15 protein-coding genes and 3 pseudogenes are annotated in these 16,090 nt (G+C 72.1%); 6 read left to right on the top strand and 12 right to left on the bottom strand.

All coding sequences use genetic code 11. The annotated features are described in order from the left end of the window. Positions 1 to 8: 8 nt before the first annotated feature. The 6 genes from MKW14_RS09565 to MKW14_RS09540 all read right to left on the bottom strand — a co-directional run bounded on the left by MKW14_RS09565 (position 9) and on the right by MKW14_RS09540 (position 4,136). Positions 9 to 518 carry an RDD family protein gene (locus MKW14_RS09565; RefSeq protein WP_240861061.1) on the bottom strand — a complete coding sequence of 170 codons (510 nt, stop codon included), beginning with the start codon at positions 516 to 518 and terminating at the stop codon, positions 9 to 11. Then, positions 515 to 1,246, bottom strand: a complete 732-nt coding sequence (locus MKW14_RS09560) for a hypothetical protein (protein ID WP_240861060.1) — start codon at positions 1,244 to 1,246, stop codon at positions 515 to 517. Before MKW14_RS09560 ends, MKW14_RS09565 begins: the two co-directional genes overlap by 4 nt. Before the next feature lie 5 nt (positions 1,247 to 1,251). Next, positions 1,252 to 1,638 carry a hypothetical protein gene (locus tag MKW14_RS09555; protein WP_240861057.1) on the bottom strand — a complete coding sequence of 129 codons (387 nt, stop codon included), beginning with the start codon at positions 1,636 to 1,638 and terminating at the stop codon, positions 1,252 to 1,254. A 117-nt stretch (positions 1,639 to 1,755) separates the two neighbouring features. Continuing rightward, positions 1,756 to 1,923 (bottom strand): DUF8839 family protein, encoded by a 168-nt coding sequence (locus tag MKW14_RS09550; protein ID WP_165955108.1) that lies wholly within the window; start codon positions 1,921 to 1,923, stop codon positions 1,756 to 1,758. A gap of 64 nt (positions 1,924 to 1,987) precedes the next feature. Continuing rightward, the gene (locus MKW14_RS09545; protein ID WP_240861055.1) at positions 1,988 to 2,566 is read right to left on the bottom strand and encodes a GNAT family N-acetyltransferase; all 579 of its coding nucleotides are present in this window, start codon (positions 2,564 to 2,566) and stop codon (positions 1,988 to 1,990) included. A 121-nt stretch (positions 2,567 to 2,687) separates the two neighbouring features. Further along, entirely contained in the window at positions 2,688 to 4,136 is a 1,449-nt protein-coding gene (locus MKW14_RS09540) for an APC family permease (RefSeq protein WP_240861053.1), read from the bottom strand. A 126-nt stretch (positions 4,137 to 4,262) separates the two neighbouring features. Here MKW14_RS09540 and MKW14_RS09535 point away from each other — a divergent pair, with 126 nt between their 5' ends. Beyond that, entirely contained in the window at positions 4,263 to 5,447 is a 1,185-nt protein-coding gene (locus MKW14_RS09535) for an ROK family transcriptional regulator (RefSeq protein ID WP_240861051.1), read from the top strand. A gap of 226 nt (positions 5,448 to 5,673) precedes the next feature. After that, positions 5,674 to 5,883 (top strand): annotated as a pseudogene (locus MKW14_RS09530) (hypothetical protein); the annotation flags it as partial. Positions 5,884 to 5,923: 40 nt separating this feature from the next. On the opposite strand, the gene MKW14_RS09525 reads toward MKW14_RS09530, so the two are convergent. Continuing rightward, complete coding sequence (locus MKW14_RS09525; RefSeq protein WP_240861049.1) at positions 5,924 to 7,378, bottom strand: immune inhibitor A; 1,455 nt, start codon at positions 7,376 to 7,378, stop codon at positions 5,924 to 5,926. Between the two features lie 225 nt (positions 7,379 to 7,603). Here MKW14_RS09525 and MKW14_RS09520 point away from each other — a divergent pair, with 225 nt between their 5' ends. Beyond that, on the top strand, positions 7,604 to 7,867 hold the full coding sequence (locus tag MKW14_RS09520; RefSeq protein WP_208778572.1) for a GlsB/YeaQ/YmgE family stress response membrane protein: 264 nt from the start codon (positions 7,604 to 7,606) through the stop codon (positions 7,865 to 7,867). Between the two features lie 859 nt (positions 7,868 to 8,726). On the opposite strand, the gene MKW14_RS09515 is transcribed toward MKW14_RS09520, so the two are convergent. Next, positions 8,727 to 9,647, bottom strand: a complete 921-nt coding sequence (locus MKW14_RS09515) for an NAD-dependent epimerase/dehydratase family protein (RefSeq protein ID WP_240861047.1) — start codon at positions 9,645 to 9,647, stop codon at positions 8,727 to 8,729. 65 nt (positions 9,648 to 9,712) lie between these two features. Next, positions 9,713 to 10,489 (bottom strand): GNAT family N-acetyltransferase, encoded by a 777-nt coding sequence (locus MKW14_RS09510; protein WP_240861046.1) that lies wholly within the window; start codon positions 10,487 to 10,489, stop codon positions 9,713 to 9,715. Between the two features lie 152 nt (positions 10,490 to 10,641). On the opposite strand from MKW14_RS09510, the pseudogene MKW14_RS41515 reads away from it, so the two are divergent. Further along, a pseudogene (locus MKW14_RS41515) lies at positions 10,642 to 10,861 on the top strand (cytidine/deoxycytidylate deaminase family protein); the annotation flags it as partial. 221 nt (positions 10,862 to 11,082) lie between these two features. Here the strand turns inward: MKW14_RS41515 and MKW14_RS09500 are convergent. Next, entirely contained in the window at positions 11,083 to 11,715 is a 633-nt protein-coding gene (locus MKW14_RS09500) for a chaplin (RefSeq protein WP_276618966.1), read from the bottom strand. 300 nt (positions 11,716 to 12,015) lie between these two features. Between MKW14_RS09500 and MKW14_RS09495 the strand changes: the two genes are divergently transcribed. Then, on the top strand, positions 12,016 to 13,590 hold the full coding sequence (locus MKW14_RS09495) for an alpha/beta hydrolase (protein WP_240861042.1): 1,575 nt from the start codon (positions 12,016 to 12,018) through the stop codon (positions 13,588 to 13,590). Positions 13,591 to 13,611: 21 nt separating this feature from the next. Here the strand turns inward: MKW14_RS09495 and MKW14_RS41835 are convergent. Both MKW14_RS41835 and MKW14_RS09480 read right to left on the bottom strand, forming a co-directional pair. Further along, a pseudogene (locus MKW14_RS41835) lies at positions 13,612 to 13,890 on the bottom strand (winged helix DNA-binding protein); the annotation flags it as partial. 211 nt (positions 13,891 to 14,101) lie between these two features. Next, entirely contained in the window at positions 14,102 to 14,797 is a 696-nt protein-coding gene (locus tag MKW14_RS09480) for an alpha/beta fold hydrolase (RefSeq protein WP_240861038.1), read from the bottom strand. Between the two features lie 151 nt (positions 14,798 to 14,948). On the opposite strand from MKW14_RS09480, the gene MKW14_RS09475 reads away from it, so the two are divergent. Further along, positions 14,949 to 16,046 (top strand): baeRF3 domain-containing protein, encoded by a 1,098-nt coding sequence (locus tag MKW14_RS09475; RefSeq protein WP_240861036.1) that lies wholly within the window; start codon positions 14,949 to 14,951, stop codon positions 16,044 to 16,046. Positions 16,047 to 16,090 lie beyond the last annotated feature (44 nt).

Raw genomic sequence — 16,090 nt, 5'->3', positions numbered from 1 at the left:
GGGCCAACTCACCCTCCGGAGGTGAGCCCGCCCGGGCCGCCGAGGCGGGGGCCCGTGCTGCCGTACCAGTCGTGCACGACGGTGCTGCCGACGACGACGTCCTGGAGGGACGCGCCGCGTCGGCTGACCGGGATCCACAGCAGGCCCACGGGCACGAGGGCGCACAGCACGGCACGCAGCAGGGCCTTGCCCGGGGACATCCTTCGCCCTGAACGGCCGGTCACCCGCAGGCCCATCATCTGGTCCCCGACGGTGCGACCGCCGAGGAACCAACTGACCGCGAGATAGGCGACGAAGAGGACGTATCCGAGGACGGTGGTGACGACGGGATCGGGGTCGGGGAACGAGAACGGAGGCCCCGTCAGCAGGAAACGCACCGCCGCGTAGCCGAGTTCGAGGCAGAGCAGGAGCGCGAGCAGGACGAGGAGGTCGACGACGGCGGCCACGGTGCGCGACACGATCCCGGCCGGCAGCCCCTGGAGGACCGGCAGGCCACGTGGGCGTGTCGGCGCTGTCACAGCGCCTCCACCTGGGGAACGGGCCCGGTGGCGGGCCGGTCCGTGGAATCCGTGCCCGCTCTGCGCAGCAGCCGGTCCGCGATGCGCTGTACGAGCCGGTCGGCGCGCGCGTTCTGTTCCCGGAAAGCGTCCAGTGTCTCCGCCGTGATGCTCCCGCCCGTGTCCCGCACCACCCGGCCGATGTCCATTTCCTCCAGGACCAGTTCGGTGTACGTCACCAGGTCGACGCGGGCGAGGACGGCGTCGATGTCGATGCGGGCGGCGACACGGTCCACGTCGAGCCGGTCCGCCACGGCGTCGAGGTCGATCTCGTCGAGGACGGCCGCCGACAGTGTCCCTACCAGCGTCCGGGCCCATGACAGCGCCTCGTTCCGCGCCCGCAGGCGTTCCGCCGCGCCGCGCGCGCTCAAGTGGGCCACTCGACGTCCGACGGCATCCGCAGCGCTGGACGGCACGAGAGCGCGCACGGCCGCTCGGGTGCGGGGCGCGGTCCGTTCCGCCGCACCCAACAGGCCCGAGGACAGACGGTGTTGGGCTTCCAGGGCGAGCCCGAGGGCCGCGTCGGAGGCGGCCGCGGCGGTCGGGTGCCGTTCGCGGAGCCGGACCCCTCCGGTGGTCGCCGCGGTCCGCAGGGCGAGGTCGGTCAGGCCCAGCGCCAGCCGGGTGGCGTGCAGGAAGGCGCCGTCGGGCGACGGCTCGGGCGCGGTCGGGCTGTCGGGAACGCTCATCGCGCTCACCCCTCACCGAGTGCTTGCGTGGAGGCCCCGGCGGCCCACTCGACTCCGGTGCGCCGGCGGAAGGCGGCCACAGCGGTCTCCACGGTGGGGCAGAAGTGGGCCGGATCGATGGTCCGGGTGAGTCGGTTGCGCTCGATCCCGGCGAAGACGAGATGGACGTGGCGGACCTTGAACCCCACGTCGAGGTCGTTCAGGACATCGGCCGCGGTGGTGTCCACGCCGGTCATGGGCGCCGCAGCGACCACGATCCAGGGCGGTGGCAGGGTGGCGTCGGCGACCAGGTCCTTGACCAGCCACGGTCGCCGGTGGTCCGACAGCGTTCGCGCCCCGGGGACCGCCCGCAGCCGGTCCCCCGCCCAGTGGGTGTCGCTGCCGGTGGTCACGGGCACTCCTTCCGGCGGGAGGCGTCATGCCCCGGTCGGCCGTACTCTCGCAGAATCGACCGTCCGGGCGCCCCTCGGCCTCACCCCCAGCGGGTGACCGGAGCCGCAGGGGCCCGCTCAGTCCTCGTCGCCGCTCGGGATCACCACGAGGAACGCGTCGGACTTCAGGTCCATGACGACCGTCGCCGGTTCACCCTCGGCGCGGCGCCTCGCCGCGTACTCCTCTGCCGGCCACGATCCGCGCGGAGCTCCCGCAGGAAACCGCTCCAACACCTTCGCGCCCATAGCGGCAGCACCTCCAGTTTCGACCTCGATTTCCGACAACGGCTGCGCAGTGTTCGCTTGCCCCCTATCGGCGCGGACATGTCCACCGCAAACGGTCGGTCCTGTCGGCGGGTGTTTTTCCGCCCGTGCCCGGGATGTTCTGGCCGCGAGCGCCCGCGTCGAAGGAGATCCACACGTCCGGCGGCAGGTCCGGGCGGTCCGGGACCGGGCGGGTCTCCTCGGTCCAGGCGTCCGGGGCGTGTATGGAGGCGACGCGGCGCCAGAAGCGGACGGCGGGCTCGTTCTCGTACTGGAAGGCGATCTCCCACCGGCCGGGGTGGCGCTGAACGACCTCGCGGACCGTGCGTGTCCCGATGCCCTCGCGGCGCGCGCCGCGTACCACGAAGAAGCTGTTCAGCACGCGTGTCGGCCCGTTCAGCCCGCGGACGAACGCGAACCCCACGGGCCGTTCGTCACGAAGGAAGAGGTACGGTGCCCAGCCGTCCTCGGCGAAGGCGGCGTCGACCCGGTCGCTGCGGAACGTCCCGTCGGGGTTGGGCAGGACGCCCATGAATCCGGACAGGTCGTGACGGAACATCAGCCACAACCGCTCGACGGTGGGGCGGTCCTCGGCGGTGGCGGTGCGGACGGAGACGTCTGGCACGGGGGTCCTGCCTTTCAGGGGACATGGGAAAAGCCTCCCCGGGCGGATGGTGGTCCGCCCGGGGAGGCTTCATGGATGACGAGACTCTGGCTCAGGCGCGGCACGGGCACCGCGCGTTTTCTCAGGTGCCCGCCGGCTCCGGTTCCGGCGGGGTCAGGTACTCCTCGGAGATCTCCTTGGGACCGAACGGCCACACCTTCTCGAAGCGCGCCCACAGCACGTACGCGAGACAGCCGAGGGCCAGCCAGGCCAGCGACCACTCGATGGGATGGCGGCCGGGCGAGTTCTTGTCGGCGTATCCGTAGATCACGCACCAGCCGACGAAGGCGATGATGCTCGGCACCGGGTACAGCCACATGCGGTACGGCCGCTTCAGCGTCGGCTGCCGCTTGCGCAGCACCGTCAGCGCGATGATCTGGGCCAGCGCCTGGACGATGACCATGACCGTGGTCAGCAGCTGGATCAGGGTCGCGAGGTCGGTGTGCCGACCGATGAGGAAGCCGATCGCGGTGATCACGCCCATGGTCGCGAGGCCCAGCATCGGGAAGCGGTGCTTGGGGTGCAGTTTGGCGTAGGGGCGGAAGAAGACCCGCTCGCGGGCGGCGTCGTAGGGGACCCGCGAGCCGCCGAGCAGGCCGGTGAAGACGGAGGCGAACGCCGTGATCAGGATGAGCACGGTGACCGTGTCGGCGGCCCCCTTGCCCCAGGTCTTCTCCAGCACCGCCGAGGCCACCGAGGTGGAGGCGATGTCCTTGGCGTCCGTCATCCGGTGCCAGTCGATCACACCCAGCGTGCCGATCTGCAGCAGCAGGTAGATCGTCATGATGCCGAGGATGGCGTAGATGATCGAGCGGGGCAGGACCCGGCCGGGGTCCTTGATCTCGGCGCCCATGTAGGCCGTGGTGTTGTAGCCGAGGTAGTCGTAGATGCCGATGGTCAGGCCGGCCGCGAAGCCGATCCAGAAGTGGTTGCTGCCCAGGTCGAAGGCGTGCGCGGGGTAGGTGAAGGCGAGGTGCGCGCTGAAGTCGGTGGCCGCGGCGAGGATCACCAGCACCACGGAGGCGATCATGACCGCCCACATCACCGCGGTGATCCGGGCGATGTTCTCGATGCCCCGCCACAGCAGGACGACCACGAGCAGGATGACGCCGAGGCCGATCAGGTCGCCCTGGGTCCTGGTCAGGTCCGGGGCGAGATAGCCCAGGTACTGGACGAAGCCGACGACACCGGTCGACATGATCAGCGGGATGAAGAGCATCGCCGTCCAGACGAACAGGAACGGCATCAGCCGGCCCGTGCGGTACTGGAAGGCCTGGCGGAGATAGACGTAACTGCCGCCGGAACCGGGCATCGCGGCGCCCAGTTCGGCCCACACCAGCCCGTCGGCGAGGGCGAGGACCGCGCCCGCGACGAACCCGATCACCGCCTGCGGGCCGCCGAAGGCGGCGACCATCAGCGGGATCGTGACGAACGGGCCGATGCCGCACATCTGGCTCATGTTGATGGCGGTGGCCTGGAACAGGCCTACGCGACGGACGAAACCACCGTTGGGTGGCGGACTACCGGACATGGGGACTCCCGAGGCACCGGGCGCTGGGCAGCCCAAGGCTGGCCCGGCGAGGCTGACTGGCGGATAAAGTTAAGGAGGCTTACTTGATGCGTCAAGAGGCCCCAACGGATAAGTGAGAATGGTGCGATGCCCGCCAGTGACGCCGTAGACCAGCAGGAACAGCCCTGGAACCGCCGGCGGCTGCGCAGCACCAACGAGCGCCTGCTGCTCGACCGGCTGCGCGCCGCGGGGGCGGCCTCCCGTGCCCAGCTCGCGCGGGAGACGGGGTTGTCCAAGCCGACGGTGTCCAGCGCCCTCGCCTCCCTGGAAGCGGCGGGACTCGTGCACGAGGTGGGTACCCACGCGCCGGAAAGAGGCCGCGTCGCCGTTCTGTACGCACCCGACCCGGCGGCCGGGTACGCGCTCGGCATCGACGTCGGCCGCAGCTGGCTGCGGGTCGCGGTCGCCGACCTCGACGGATCCGTGGTCGCCCGCTCCGAGGTGCGCAACCGGGCCCGCAGCTCCCGGGCGATGGCCGACCTGGTGGTGACGACGGCCCGCCAGGTGGTCGCCGGTTCCGGGGTGGCGCCGGACGAGGTGGTGCACGCGGTGGTGGGCACGCCCGGGGTGTACGACGAGAAGCAGCACCGGGTGCGGTACGCGATGCACCTGCCGGGCTGGGGGCGGGCCGGGCTGTTCGACCGGATGCGGGAGGAGCTGGGCGTGCCGCTGGAGGTGCACAACGACGCCAATCTGGCGGCGCTCGGCGAGTACACCTACGGCGTCGGCGCGGGCAGCAGGCTGTTCGCGTACATCCTGATCGGCACCGGGCTCGGCATGGGCGTGGTCAGCGAGGGGCGACTGTTCACGGGGGCGCACGGGCTGGCCGGGGAGATCGGGTTCCTGCCGTGGCCGGGACAGCAGAAGCCGGAGCGGCTGGAGGACGCGGTGTCGGGGGTGGCCGTGGTGGAGGCGGCGCGCAGGTTCGGGATGAGCGGGCAGCTCACCGCGAAGGCCGTGTTCGACGCCGCCCGGCGCGGGGACGAGGCGGCGGTCAGGGCCGTACGCCTGGAGGGCGAGCGGATCGCGCACACGGTCGCGGCCGCGGCGGCCGTCCTCGACCCCGATCTCGTGGTGCTCGGCGGCGGGGTCGGCCACAGCGTGGACCTGCTGCTCAAGCCGGTGCGGGATCATCTGCGGACGCTGACCCCGCTGCGGCCGAGGATCGCGCCCAGCCGGCTCGGCGAGGACGCGGTGCTGCTGGGCGCGGTGGCGACGGCGCTCGGCACGGCCCGGGACGTGGTGTTCGAGCGCCGTTCGGCCGCGTCCTGAGCAACTCGCGCGGGCGTCACGGTGATTGACACGGCCTACGGGGCGCCGTAGCGTGACCCGCGTTAGTAAAGTTTCCTAACTTTACGAAGGGGCTGGAGACTCCGTGAACAGACACCGTCTCGCCACGGCCGCCGCAGTCCTGGGTCTGCTGGGTCCCCTGACAACCAGTGCCTGGGCCCACCCCCACCACCGGGCCGCCCCACCGGGCCGGCTCACGCGTGTCCCGTCCCCGTCGCTGCTCACGGACGTCCATGTCGTGGACGCGCACGGGCAGCCGGTGCTCCCCGTCCAGTGGAGCGACGACGACGTGAGCCTGTGGCCCGGCGAGTCGGTGACGCTGACCGCCACCTACCGGACGGCTGATCTGCACGGTTCGGCGCCGAGCGTGCGGGTCTCCGGATGGAACACGCCGGAGCGGACCGTCCCGGCGCAGTGACGGTGTGGGGCCCGGCGCGGAAGCCGGGCCCCCACGTGGGTCAGCTGACGTTGAGCGCGGTGTCGTCGATGACGAAGGACGTCTGCAGGGTGGAGCCCTCGGTGCCGGTGAACTTCAGGGTGACGGTCTGGCCGGCGTAGCTCGCCAGACTGAAGCTGCGCTGGGTGTAGCCGCTGGCCGCGTTGAGGTTGGAATAGGTGGCCAGGGTGCTCAGGACCGTGCCGGAGCTGTTGAGGACCTGGACCTTCAGGGTGTCGTAGGCGGTGCTGGTGCTGGTCTCCGCCGTGTCGACGTGCAGATAGAAGCTGAGCGCGGCGGTGGTGCAGCCGGACGGGATGGTCACCGACTGGGAGAGGGTGTCCGTGGTGGCCGTCCCGTACCCGTCCAGCCAGGCGTAGTACGAGCCCGTACGGGCCGACTCGCTGCTGGAGTTGGTGATCACTCCGCTGGATGCGCTCCAGGTGGTGTTTCCGGACTCGAAGCCGTTGTTGCCCAGCAGTTGGGCCGCGGTGCACGTGCCGGTGCCCCCGCCGCTTCCGCCTCCGCCGCTGCTGCTGCCGTCCCCGGCCAGCCACGCGGTGGCGTTCAGGGCGAGGGCCGCGTTGGTGGCGCCGGAGTCGTTCCAGCCGTCGTAGAGGGTGTTGCCGGACTGGCCGGTGCCGTCGTCGATCGGGGAGCTGTCGCCCCAGAAGGCGACGCGGCCGCTGCCGAAGGTGGACGTCAGGAAGAAGGCGCCGGTGTTTCCGGAGTAGCCGGAGCGGTAGACCAGGCCCTTGACGGAGGAGTTGTCGGACGGCTTGAGGGTGGCCGTCGTGCCGTCGGCGATCAGACTCTTGGTGACTGTGCCGAAGGAGCCGTGCAGCACCGGGTCGGTGCTGTCGCTGATCGCGGCCGGGTAGCCGGAGCTGATGTCCAGCGAGTCGATGGAGAAGCCGAACGGGTCGGTGGAGTCGACGCTGTTGTTCGTCATCAGGTCGTTGAGGATCTCGACCGCGTCCTCGCCGTCGTTGTTGCGGTCGGCGCCGGTGTGGTCGGAGATCATGAACAGGCCGCCGCCGTTCTTCACGAAGTTCATGATCGCCGTCTTCTCGGCGGACGTGAACAGCGTGTTCGGCTCGGGCAGGACCAGGGTGTCGAAGTTCGACAGGTCCGTGGACGACGAGCCGCCGTAGGTGAGGGCGCTGGTCGCGGTCTTCAGGCTGTAGTTGCCGGTCTTCTGCAGGGCGACGCCCCAGGACGACAACGCGCCGGTCCAGTCCGTCTCGGCGGACGGGGAGGAGTCCTGGGCGAGCGGGTCGGGCTTGCTGGTCGAGATGATCCAGTCGGCGTTGCCGGCCTCCTCGGCGTGGCCGTCGTCGAACAGGACGCGGTGCGTGGTGGCTGCGTGAGCGGGCGTGGCCGGAGCGGCGACCTGGAGGGCGGCCCCGGTGACGAGCAGCCCGAGGCCGGCCAGGGCGGTGGTCAGTCTGCGGCGGGATCTTCTGGATCCGAGCATCCGTCGAACCTCCGTGAGGGGATGGGGTAGAGGCGGTGCGGGCGGTGCGGGCGCCGATCTGCGCGCGTAGACGGGGAGTTCAGACTTCTACACGCGTTGAACGCTTGAAAGGTACATGGCATGACGGCCGGGTGAACAGAAAGTCCCGGCAATAACCGGAGCGGACTGCCTCCGCATTCTGCGGGCAGAGGGAAGGAGCGGGGGTTCGGACGAAGAGGGGCGGAGATGGAGATCTCGGGCATCATCAGTGCCATTCTCATCGGCATCATCATCGGCGTGCTGGGTCGCCTCGTGGTTCCCGGCCGCCAGCGCATCGGCATCCTGTGGACGATCCTCGTCGGCATCGTGGCCGCACTGATCGGCTCGGCGATCGCCGCCGGAATCGGCGTCCAGGACACCAAGGGCGTCGACTGGATCGAGTGGCTCATCCAGATCGGCCTGGCCGCGGTCGGCGTGGCTGCCCTGGACCGCGCGAAGGCGCACCGCTGACGGCGGCGGGAAGGCCGTAGACGATCGCACGGGTCCGGGCGGAGCGTTTGACGCCCCGCCCGGACGCTCTGGGCGCGGGCGCGTGGTGCCACCGCCCCGGCGCTGCGAGTGCGGGCGTCGGGGCGCGAGCCGGGCCCGCCGACGCGGCTCGCTGCGGTCACGGGCATCGCGATCCCGGGCCCGGCCCGCCGACGCGGCTCGCTGCGACGCGGGCATCGCGTCCCAAGCCGAGCCCGCCCACGCGGCTCGCAGCGGGCACGGGCATCGCGATCCCGGGCCCGGCCCGCCGACGCGGCTCGCTGCGACGCGGGCATCGCGTCCCAAGCCGAGCCCGCCCACGCGGCTCCCCTCGGCGATCGGTGGACCCGCCGCCTCGACCGTGCGCCCTGAGCGGGAGGGAAGGGCGTCCGACGGGAAGCCCGTAGACGATCGCACGGGTCCGGGCGGAGCGTGTGGTGCCCCGCCCGGGCGCTGCCGGCGCGGGCGTCGGCCCGCCGACGCGGCTCGCTGCGACGCGGGCATCGCGTCCCAAGCCGAGCCCGCCCACGCGGCTCGCAGCGGGCACGCACATCGCAACCCGAGCCGAGCCAGCCCACGTGGCTCGCTGCGGGTACGGGCATCGCAACCCGCGAGCCGAGCCGGGCCACGCCGCTCACTGTGGGCGCGCGTCGCGGTCCGAGCCGGGCCCGCCGATGCGGCTCCCCTCGGCGATCGGCGGGCCCGCCGCCTCGACCGTGCGCCCCGAGCGGGAGAGAAGGGCGCCGGGAGGCTCTCCCCCGTATCAGGTTCCCAGCCGCGGACTCCGCTCGCGGGGGGCCGTTCGGCCTCCAACTCCGGTCCGAACGGCCCCGGTCGGCGGTCAACGCCGTGCGGCCAGCGCGGCCAGACCGTCCCGGCAGGACGGGTGCACGGGTGTCCAGCCCAGCTCCCGCTCCGCCTTCGCCGAGGACACGCGCATGTTCGTCGCGAACATGGTGTGCGCGTAGGACATCGGGCGGGTCAGCCACCGCGGCACGGTCATCGGCCTGGGCAGACCGAACTCCTCGGCCACGCACAGGACATGGGCGCGGAAACCGAACGGGGTGCGGTCGGTGATGTTGTACGCCTGGCCCGCTCGGCCGTGTTCGACGGCGGCGGCCACCGCGCGGGCCGCGTCGGTGAGCTCGATCCACGGCAGCAGCCGTCCGTGGTCGGCGGGGACGGGCAGCTGCCGCCTGCGCAGCATGGGCAGAATCGCGTCGGTGCCGCCGGGACCGTAGAACAGGCCGAAGCGCAGTGAGATGCCTTCCAACCCGGCGGCCTCGAAGGTCAGTTGTTCCTTGACGCGCATACCCTCGACGTGCCGCTCCAGCTCCGGTGTGCTGCCGCGCGGACCGAACACGTCGTCCTCGGTGATGACGTGGTCGCCGAAGTCCCCGTAGCCGTACCCGAAGACCATCGACTCGCTGATCAGGCGACGTGCGCCGGTGGCCTGTGCGGCCTCGACGAGATGGGCGGTGCCGTCGGTGCGCAGCGCGTCGGTCGCGTACATGTCGCGGTGGCGCATGGGCGCCTGGCGCAGCGCGGTCGCGGCGTGGATGACGGTGTCGAAGCGCTGCCCGTCGACGGCGCGCGGCAGGGCGTCGCGGTCCATGAGGTCGGCCCGTACGCCGTTCGCCGGACCGCGCCCGAGACCGGTGACCTTGTGGCCCGCATCGGTCAACGCGCGCGTGATGTGACCGCCGAGGACGCCACTGGCGCCCGCGAGGAGGATGCTCTGGCTCTTCTGGTTCGTCGTCATGCCCCTGCGACGGATCGGACCGCCGCGGATGTGACATCCGGCCCCGAGGGAGAATCCGGGAGACCCTACGGCACGTAGGTGTACGGCGTCGTCGTGGTCAGCGGTGCGAAGCCGAGGCGTTCCAGGATGGGGCGGCTCTGGCTGGAGGCGTCGACCTGGAGGTAGCGGTAGCCGCGCTCCACGGCGGCACGGGCCCGGTGGGCGACCAGGGCCCGGTAGACACCCCGGCCACGCCAGCCCTCCACGGTGCCGCCGCCCCACAGCCCGGCGAACCGGGTGCCGGGCACCAGTTCCATCCGGGCCGCGCTCACCGGTTCGTCCCCCGCCAGCGCGATGACGGCGACGATCGTGTCCGGCTCCCCCGTCAGCCGGGCCAGCAGCTGGTGCCGCAGCCGGGAGCCGTCGGTGCCGAATGCCTTCTCGTGCACGTCCGCCACCAGGTCGACGCCCGCCGCGTCGGTGACCGGCAGCAGGCGCACGCCCTCGGGCGGCCGGGCGTCGAGGTCGAGGGCGGCGACCTCGGCGATCATCAGCGTCTCCTCGGGCTCGGCCGTGAACCCCGCGCTCCGCAGCCGCTCCCCGAGGTCCACCGGCAGATCATGGCCGTACAGCTTCCACTCGAACTCACGGCCGAGCCCGGAGAAGTAGGCGATCTGCCCGGCGATGACCTCGTCGGCGTTCGTCTCGTCCAGGTCGGACCACACGACGCCGTTCCAGCCGCGCGCCGAGGACACCTGGCGGACCACGCCGCCGACCCGCTCCACCCGCGCGTCGGGGCTGTCCGGCTGCGCCCCCTCGCGTATGTCCCGGTCGAAGAGGGCGAGCACCGCTGCGTGATCCATGTGATCACTCCAGCACCGGGGCGCGACCCCGGCAACTGTTTTACACACCTGTGTTCGCCGCCGCACCGCGCGGGCTTTCCGGGCGTGCTGCGGCACGGTGCGGCGTGGATAGGCCGCCCGCGAAGATCGCCGCGCGAGGAAGGCCGTACGTCATGGTCGTGAGGAACGCCGATCTGCCGTATCTGCGCCGGTGTGTCGAGCTGGGGGAAGGGCGCTGGAGGCCGGGCACGAGCCGTTCGGGTCGGTGCTGGTGGGGGCGGACGGCACCGCGTTCACCCAGGACCACAACCGGCTGGGCTCCGGCGACCGCACCCGGGCCCCGAGTTCGAACCGGCCCGCTGGCCAGCGGCTCACACTGCCCGTCACCGACGTGGCACCGGGCGTAGTGGTGCACGGCCCCGTGCCGGAGCTGGCCGCCGAAACCCCGCCCCCTCGCTCACCCGATGGGCCTCACGGCCAGAAGCGCACCCGCCCATGGCCCGCCGACCGGCCCCTCAAAGGCCCCGACCGCTCATCGCCCACCCGACCGGACCCACCACCAGAAGCCCGCCCATCGCTCCGTCGGCCGGTCGTTCGCCTGTGGGTTCCTGGGCTCAGCGGTCTGTGCGGGAGCGGGAGCGGCGGTAGACGGCTGCTCCCGCCAGGATCAGCGCGGCGCTCGTCGCTGCCGCCGGCAGGGTCGCGTTCGTGCCGGTGTGGGCGAGTGATGCGGCGGTGTGCTCGGGGGCGGGGTGGGGCTTGGGTGGGGCGGGGGGCTTGGGGGTGCGGTGGGTGGGAGTTGGGGGGCGGTTGCCGGAGGTGTTCGCGGAGTCGTTGTCGTCGGCCGCGTTGCCGACGCCGACCACGTTCACCGTGTTGCCGCTGACGTTCACGGGGACGTGGACGGGGAGTTGGACGGCGTTGCCGGACAGGACGCCCGGCGAATCCTTTCCTCCGCCGTGTGCCCGGCTGCCATGGGCGGCGGACGCGCCCGGCGTGCGGTGACCGTCCTCATCGGCGCAGCGGTTGCCGGACGCGGGGTTGAGGAGCCCCACGACGTTCACGGTGTTCCCGCAGACCTCGACCGGCACGTGCACCGGCAACTGCACGGTGTTGCCGGAGATCAGTCCGGGCGAGCCGGCCGTGCCGCCGTCCGCCGAGGAGTCGGCGTGGGCGGGAGCCGCCAGCGCCATCGCGCCGGACACGGCCGCGACGGCGATCACACCGTTTCGGGTAGCCCTTCTCATGGCTTCGTTGCCTTCCAGACGGGGTCGCGGGCCACCGCCCGCGCCGGGGAGAACGGGCAGGTGCCCGCACCCCGTAGAACGCCGGGCGAACGATCCGAGTTATGGCTAATCGGCCTTTCACTCCATCGAGCGGCACGGTTGTCGAACTAGCTGTAAAGCCGTCCGATCACTGCCGGCGCGGGCGGAGCGTACGGCACCCCGGACGCCCCCGCTCGTCCGGAGGCGAGGGTTCCGGGGGCCGCTTATCGTGATCGAGGGCGCCGTTCTCCCGGTCCGCGACGGGCGCCCAGGGAGGCATCGATGCTGGCCAAGCTGTCGACGCGGCCCGCGGTGCGGCGCTGCGCGGTGACCGCGACCGCCGCCGCGACCCTGCTCGCCGCGGGGCTGCCGACGGCCGCCGCCGAACGCGCCGGCCCCGACCTGTCCCGCTTCTACGGGCAGAAGATCCACTGGACCCGGTGCGAGGGCGCGGACGTGCCACCGGATCTGCAGTGCGGCAAGGTCACCGTGCCGCTCGACTACGCCCGCCCCCGCGCCGGCACGCTCGAACTGGCGCTGGCCCGCTACCGGGCGACGGGCCCGAAGCGCGGCTCTGTCCTGCTGAACTTCGGCGGCCCGGGCGGGGCGGGCGTGAGCGAACTCGCGGGCGGCGGCAAGGACTTCATGGGCCTGACGAACGGCTACGACGTGGTCACGTTCGACCCGCGCGGCGTCGGCCGGTCCTCCCCGGTCAGCTGCGGTGACGGTGCCGACGAGGCGTCCGCGGCGGAGAACGGGGACCCGGACCTGGCTCATCCGCAGGACGTGCTGCGGCAGTTGCGGAAGGCCGCCGCCGAGTGCGCCAGGCACTCCGGGCCCGTCCTGCCGTACATAGGCACGATGTACGCCGCCCGCGACCTGGACGTGATGCGCCAGGCCCTGGGCGACAAGAAGCTCAACTACCTCGGTTTCTCCTACGGAACCCGGCTCGGCGCCGTGTACGCGGCCCAGTTCCCCAAGAAGGTCGGCCGGTTGGTGCTCGACGGTGTCGACACCCTCACCGAACCGATGTCCGAGCAGGGCATCGCGGGCGCCGAGGGGCAGCAGACGGCGCTGGACGACTTCGTCGACTGGTGCGTCAAGGACATCGCCTGCCCGCTGGGCCAGGACGCGCGGAGCGCCGGTGAACAGGTCGTTCAGCTGGTCCACTCCCTCGACGAGGACCCGGTGTCGAACGACCTGGGCCGGCAGTTCACCGGCCAGGACCTCGTGGGCGCCATCGGGCAGGGCCTGTACAGCGAGGACTTGTGGCCCTCGCTGGAGCGGGCACTTGCCCAACTCGTGGAGGACGGCGAGACCCGCGGTGTGACGGCGTTCGCGAACGGCGGCTTCTCGCCCTCCGCACCGCACGCGGGGGACGGCGGCCTGGTCGACGAGGACGACGTACCGCTCGACAATCTCCCCGCCGCGCTGATGGCCATCAACTGCGCCGACGACCCCGACCGCCCCAACGCCGAGCAGCTCACCAAGGACCTGGCCCGGCTCCGCGCGCAGTACGAGGAGGCCTCCCCCGTCTTCGGCCGCTACCGGCTCACCCAACTGCTCATGTGCTACGGCCGGCCCAAGGGAACCGACTACATCCGCGCCGAGGTGCGCGACCTGAACACCCCCAGGATGCTCCTGGTCGGCACCCGCGGAGACCCGGCGACCCCCTACCGATGGACCGTGGAGACCGCGAAACGGCTCGGCTCCTCGGCCGTGGTCCTCGACAACAGGGGCGAGGGCCACACCGGTTACGGCTCCTCCAAGTGCGTCCACCAGAAGGTCGACGACTTCCTGCTCTACGGCTCCCTGCCCCCGAGCGGCAGTTCGTGCGGGGCGGACGAGGACGACTGACGAGGGCAGCTGAGAAGGTCGTCACTCGTCCCAGTGGGCGAGGCGGTGCAGCGCGCCGGCCGTGTGCACGAAGCCCTCCTCCCCCTGGAGCGACCGCAGTTCGGCGTTGAAGGCGTCGATCTCCGGTTGCGCGGCCCGCAGGGCATCCGCGCACATCTCGGTCAACTCCAGCACCACGGTCCGGTGCTGGAGGGGATGCGGTCGCTTGCTCAGCAGGCCCGCCGAGGTGAGGCGGGTGACCAGCGCGGTGACCGCGGACTCGCGCAGCGCGAGGTTGCGGGCGAGTTCCTGCTGGGTGGCGCTGGGCCGGTCAGAGGTTGGAGGTGTGCGCGGCGATGGATCTCGAGCTCGCCCGGAAGACCCTCGCGGAGCAGCCCTTCAGCCGTCTGCTGGGCGCTGTGCCGCTGCGACCTGACGACGGTCGACGGTGCCGGGGCGCGGACCCTGTGCGCGGTGGCGCAGGGCAGCATCGCGGTGGCCGGGCCCCGTCAGGGGTCGCGCCGGTTCGCCGTCAGGCGGCACCGCCGAGTTCGACGAGGTGCCGGGCCGTGCCGGCCGGGTCGACCAGCTGGTGGAGGTGGGCGCCGGGCAGGTGGGCCACCCGCCAGCCGCGTCCGCGCGCCTCGGCGGTGAGGTCGTCGTACGGAGGTCCGAACAGCAGGTAGGAGCAGGGGTGGTCGTCCCAGCCGGCCGGGACGGGGATGTGCTGCTCGTAGTAGGACAGCGGCAGGGTGGGCTGTTCCTCGACGACCGCCTTGCGCAGCTCGGGGTCGGGGAGCATCGGCGCGACGTCCGCCTCGTCCCACCAGTCGGTCCAGCGGGGCAGTCTGCCGCCGACCGCCATGGGGCGCAGGAAGTCGAGCAACTCCGGTGGCGCGACCGGGGTTGCCCCGCTGCGGGCGGGCAGCGCGGCGTCGACGAAGACCGAGGCGGCGACCGGACGGTCGAGGCCGGCGCGGATCGTCGGCAGGAACAAGCCGGCGTTGCTGTGGGCGACCAGCGTGACGGGGCTGTCCGTCGGGAGCTGCCGCAGGTCGTCGCGGACGGCGGCGGCGACGCGCGGCCAGAAGGGCGGGGCACCGGCGCCGACGTGCAGCAGGGACGGCACCCGCACCTCATGGCCCGCGGCCGTCAGGTGCCCGGCCACCGGACGCCAGGTCGAGGGGCCCACGGACGGACTGTGCACGAGAACGAAGATCGACGGCATGGGACGATCCTGTCCCTCGCGCCGGGCGGGGCGCGAGGGCCTTGGCCGACAGCAGAACGCGACCGGTCCTGCCGCCACCCCCGTTCATCGCGTTCGCCCGGCCCGGTTGTCCCTAATGCCCCATCCGCGAAACGGTCCTATGGTGCTTGTTATGGAGCACGACCTGAGTCCCGCAACCCTGTCCGAGCTCCGGCGCCCGCGGCCCTATCCGGCCGTGTCCGTGCTGACGCCGACCCATCGTCGGGAGCCCGACAACGCCCAGGATCCGGTCCGGCTGCGCAATGTGGTGGCCGAGGCCAAGAAGCAGCTGGAGTCCGATCCCGCGATCACCCGGGAGCGGCGCTCCGACGTCGTCCACCAGCTCGACCAGGCCCTCGCCGAGGTGGACCTGGCGCACGCCGAGGACGGTCTGGTGATCTTCGCCGCTCCCGGTGAGCACCAGGTGTGGTCGCTGGCCCGTGCGGTGCCGGAGCGCGTGGTGCTCTCCGACACCTTCCTGACCCGCAACCTGGTCTCCGCGCAGGCCGCCGAGCGGCCGTTCTGGGTGCTGTCGGTCTCCGCCGACCGGGTCACCCTCTGGAGCGGCGGCACGGACCGGGTCGTGGAGGACCACTCCGGCGGCTTCCCGATGACCAGAAGCCTCGAGAACTTCGACGCCGAGCGCCAGGAACGCATCGGCGACATGCCGAGCACCTTCCGCGACGAGGGCACCCGGCACTTCCTGCGGGAGGCCGACGCGACCCTGGGCATGGTGCTGCGCGAACAGCCCCGTCCGCTGTACGTCACCGGCGAGCAGGCCGCTCTGTCGCTGCTGGACGAGGTCGGCGGCGTCACCAAGGAGGCCGTGCACATCCCGCACGGCGGCCTCGCGCACGGCACACCCGAGGCGGTGTGGCAGGCGGTACGCCCGATGGTCGCCGCGATGGCCCGCAAGGGCACCGACGCCGTGGCCCGCGAGCTGGAGTCGGCCCGCAGCCGCAAGGCGTTCGCGGCCGGCGTCGACGAGGTCTGGCACAGCGCCCGCGAGGGGCGGCTGCGGCTGCTGGCCGTCGAGGAGAACTACCGCGTCACGGTGAGCGACGTCCTCGGCGACCACTTGGTCCCGGCCGCGAGCGGTGACCTCGACGCCCGTGAGGACATCGTGGACGAGATCGTCGAGCAGTGCCTGGAGACCGGCGCGGAGGTCCGTTTCGTCCCGGACGGCATGCTCGGCGACGCGCACGGGATCGCGGGCGTGCTGCGGTACTGAACGGCCGTACCGGCTGCCTCCCTTGACGACCATGAAACCCTGGC

The sequence above is a fragment of the Streptomyces gilvus genome, assembly GCF_022513565.1.
Lineage (GTDB): Bacteria > Actinomycetota > Actinomycetes > Streptomycetales > Streptomycetaceae > Streptomyces > Streptomyces gilvus.
The sequence above is the reverse complement of the archived record's forward strand: the minus strand, read 5'-3'. Positions and strand labels throughout refer to the sequence as shown.

What these genes read in the sequence shown, in the direction of transcription:
- MKW14_RS09560 (WP_240861060.1), bottom strand. Translation starts at nt 1,246, where the DNA reads ATGAGCGTTCCCGACAGCCCGACCGCGCCCGAGCCGTCGCCCGACGGC.
- MKW14_RS09550 (WP_165955108.1), bottom strand. Translation starts at nt 1,923, where the DNA reads ATGGGCGCGAAGGTGTTGGAGCGGTTTCCTGCGGGAGCTCCGCGCGGA.
- MKW14_RS09540 (WP_240861053.1), bottom strand. Translation starts at nt 4,136, where the DNA reads ATGTCCGGTAGTCCGCCACCCAACGGTGGTTTCGTCCGTCGCGTAGGC.
- MKW14_RS09535 (WP_240861051.1), top strand. Translation starts at nt 4,263, where the DNA reads ATGCCCGCCAGTGACGCCGTAGACCAGCAGGAACAGCCCTGGAACCGC.
- MKW14_RS09525 (WP_240861049.1), bottom strand. Translation starts at nt 7,378, where the DNA reads ATGCTCGGATCCAGAAGATCCCGCCGCAGACTGACCACCGCCCTGGCC.
- MKW14_RS09520 (WP_208778572.1), top strand. Translation starts at nt 7,604, where the DNA reads ATGGAGATCTCGGGCATCATCAGTGCCATTCTCATCGGCATCATCATC.
- MKW14_RS09515 (WP_240861047.1), bottom strand. Translation starts at nt 9,647, where the DNA reads ATGACGACGAACCAGAAGAGCCAGAGCATCCTCCTCGCGGGCGCCAGT.
- MKW14_RS09510 (WP_240861046.1), bottom strand. Translation starts at nt 10,489, where the DNA reads ATGGATCACGCAGCGGTGCTCGCCCTCTTCGACCGGGACATACGCGAG.
- MKW14_RS09500 (WP_276618966.1), bottom strand. Translation starts at nt 11,715, where the DNA reads ATGAGAAGGGCTACCCGAAACGGTGTGATCGCCGTCGCGGCCGTGTCC.
- MKW14_RS09495 (WP_240861042.1), top strand. Translation starts at nt 12,016, where the DNA reads ATGCTGGCCAAGCTGTCGACGCGGCCCGCGGTGCGGCGCTGCGCGGTG.
- MKW14_RS09480 (WP_240861038.1), bottom strand. Translation starts at nt 14,797, where the DNA reads ATGCCGTCGATCTTCGTTCTCGTGCACAGTCCGTCCGTGGGCCCCTCG.
- MKW14_RS09475 (WP_240861036.1), top strand. Translation starts at nt 14,949, where the DNA reads ATGGAGCACGACCTGAGTCCCGCAACCCTGTCCGAGCTCCGGCGCCCG.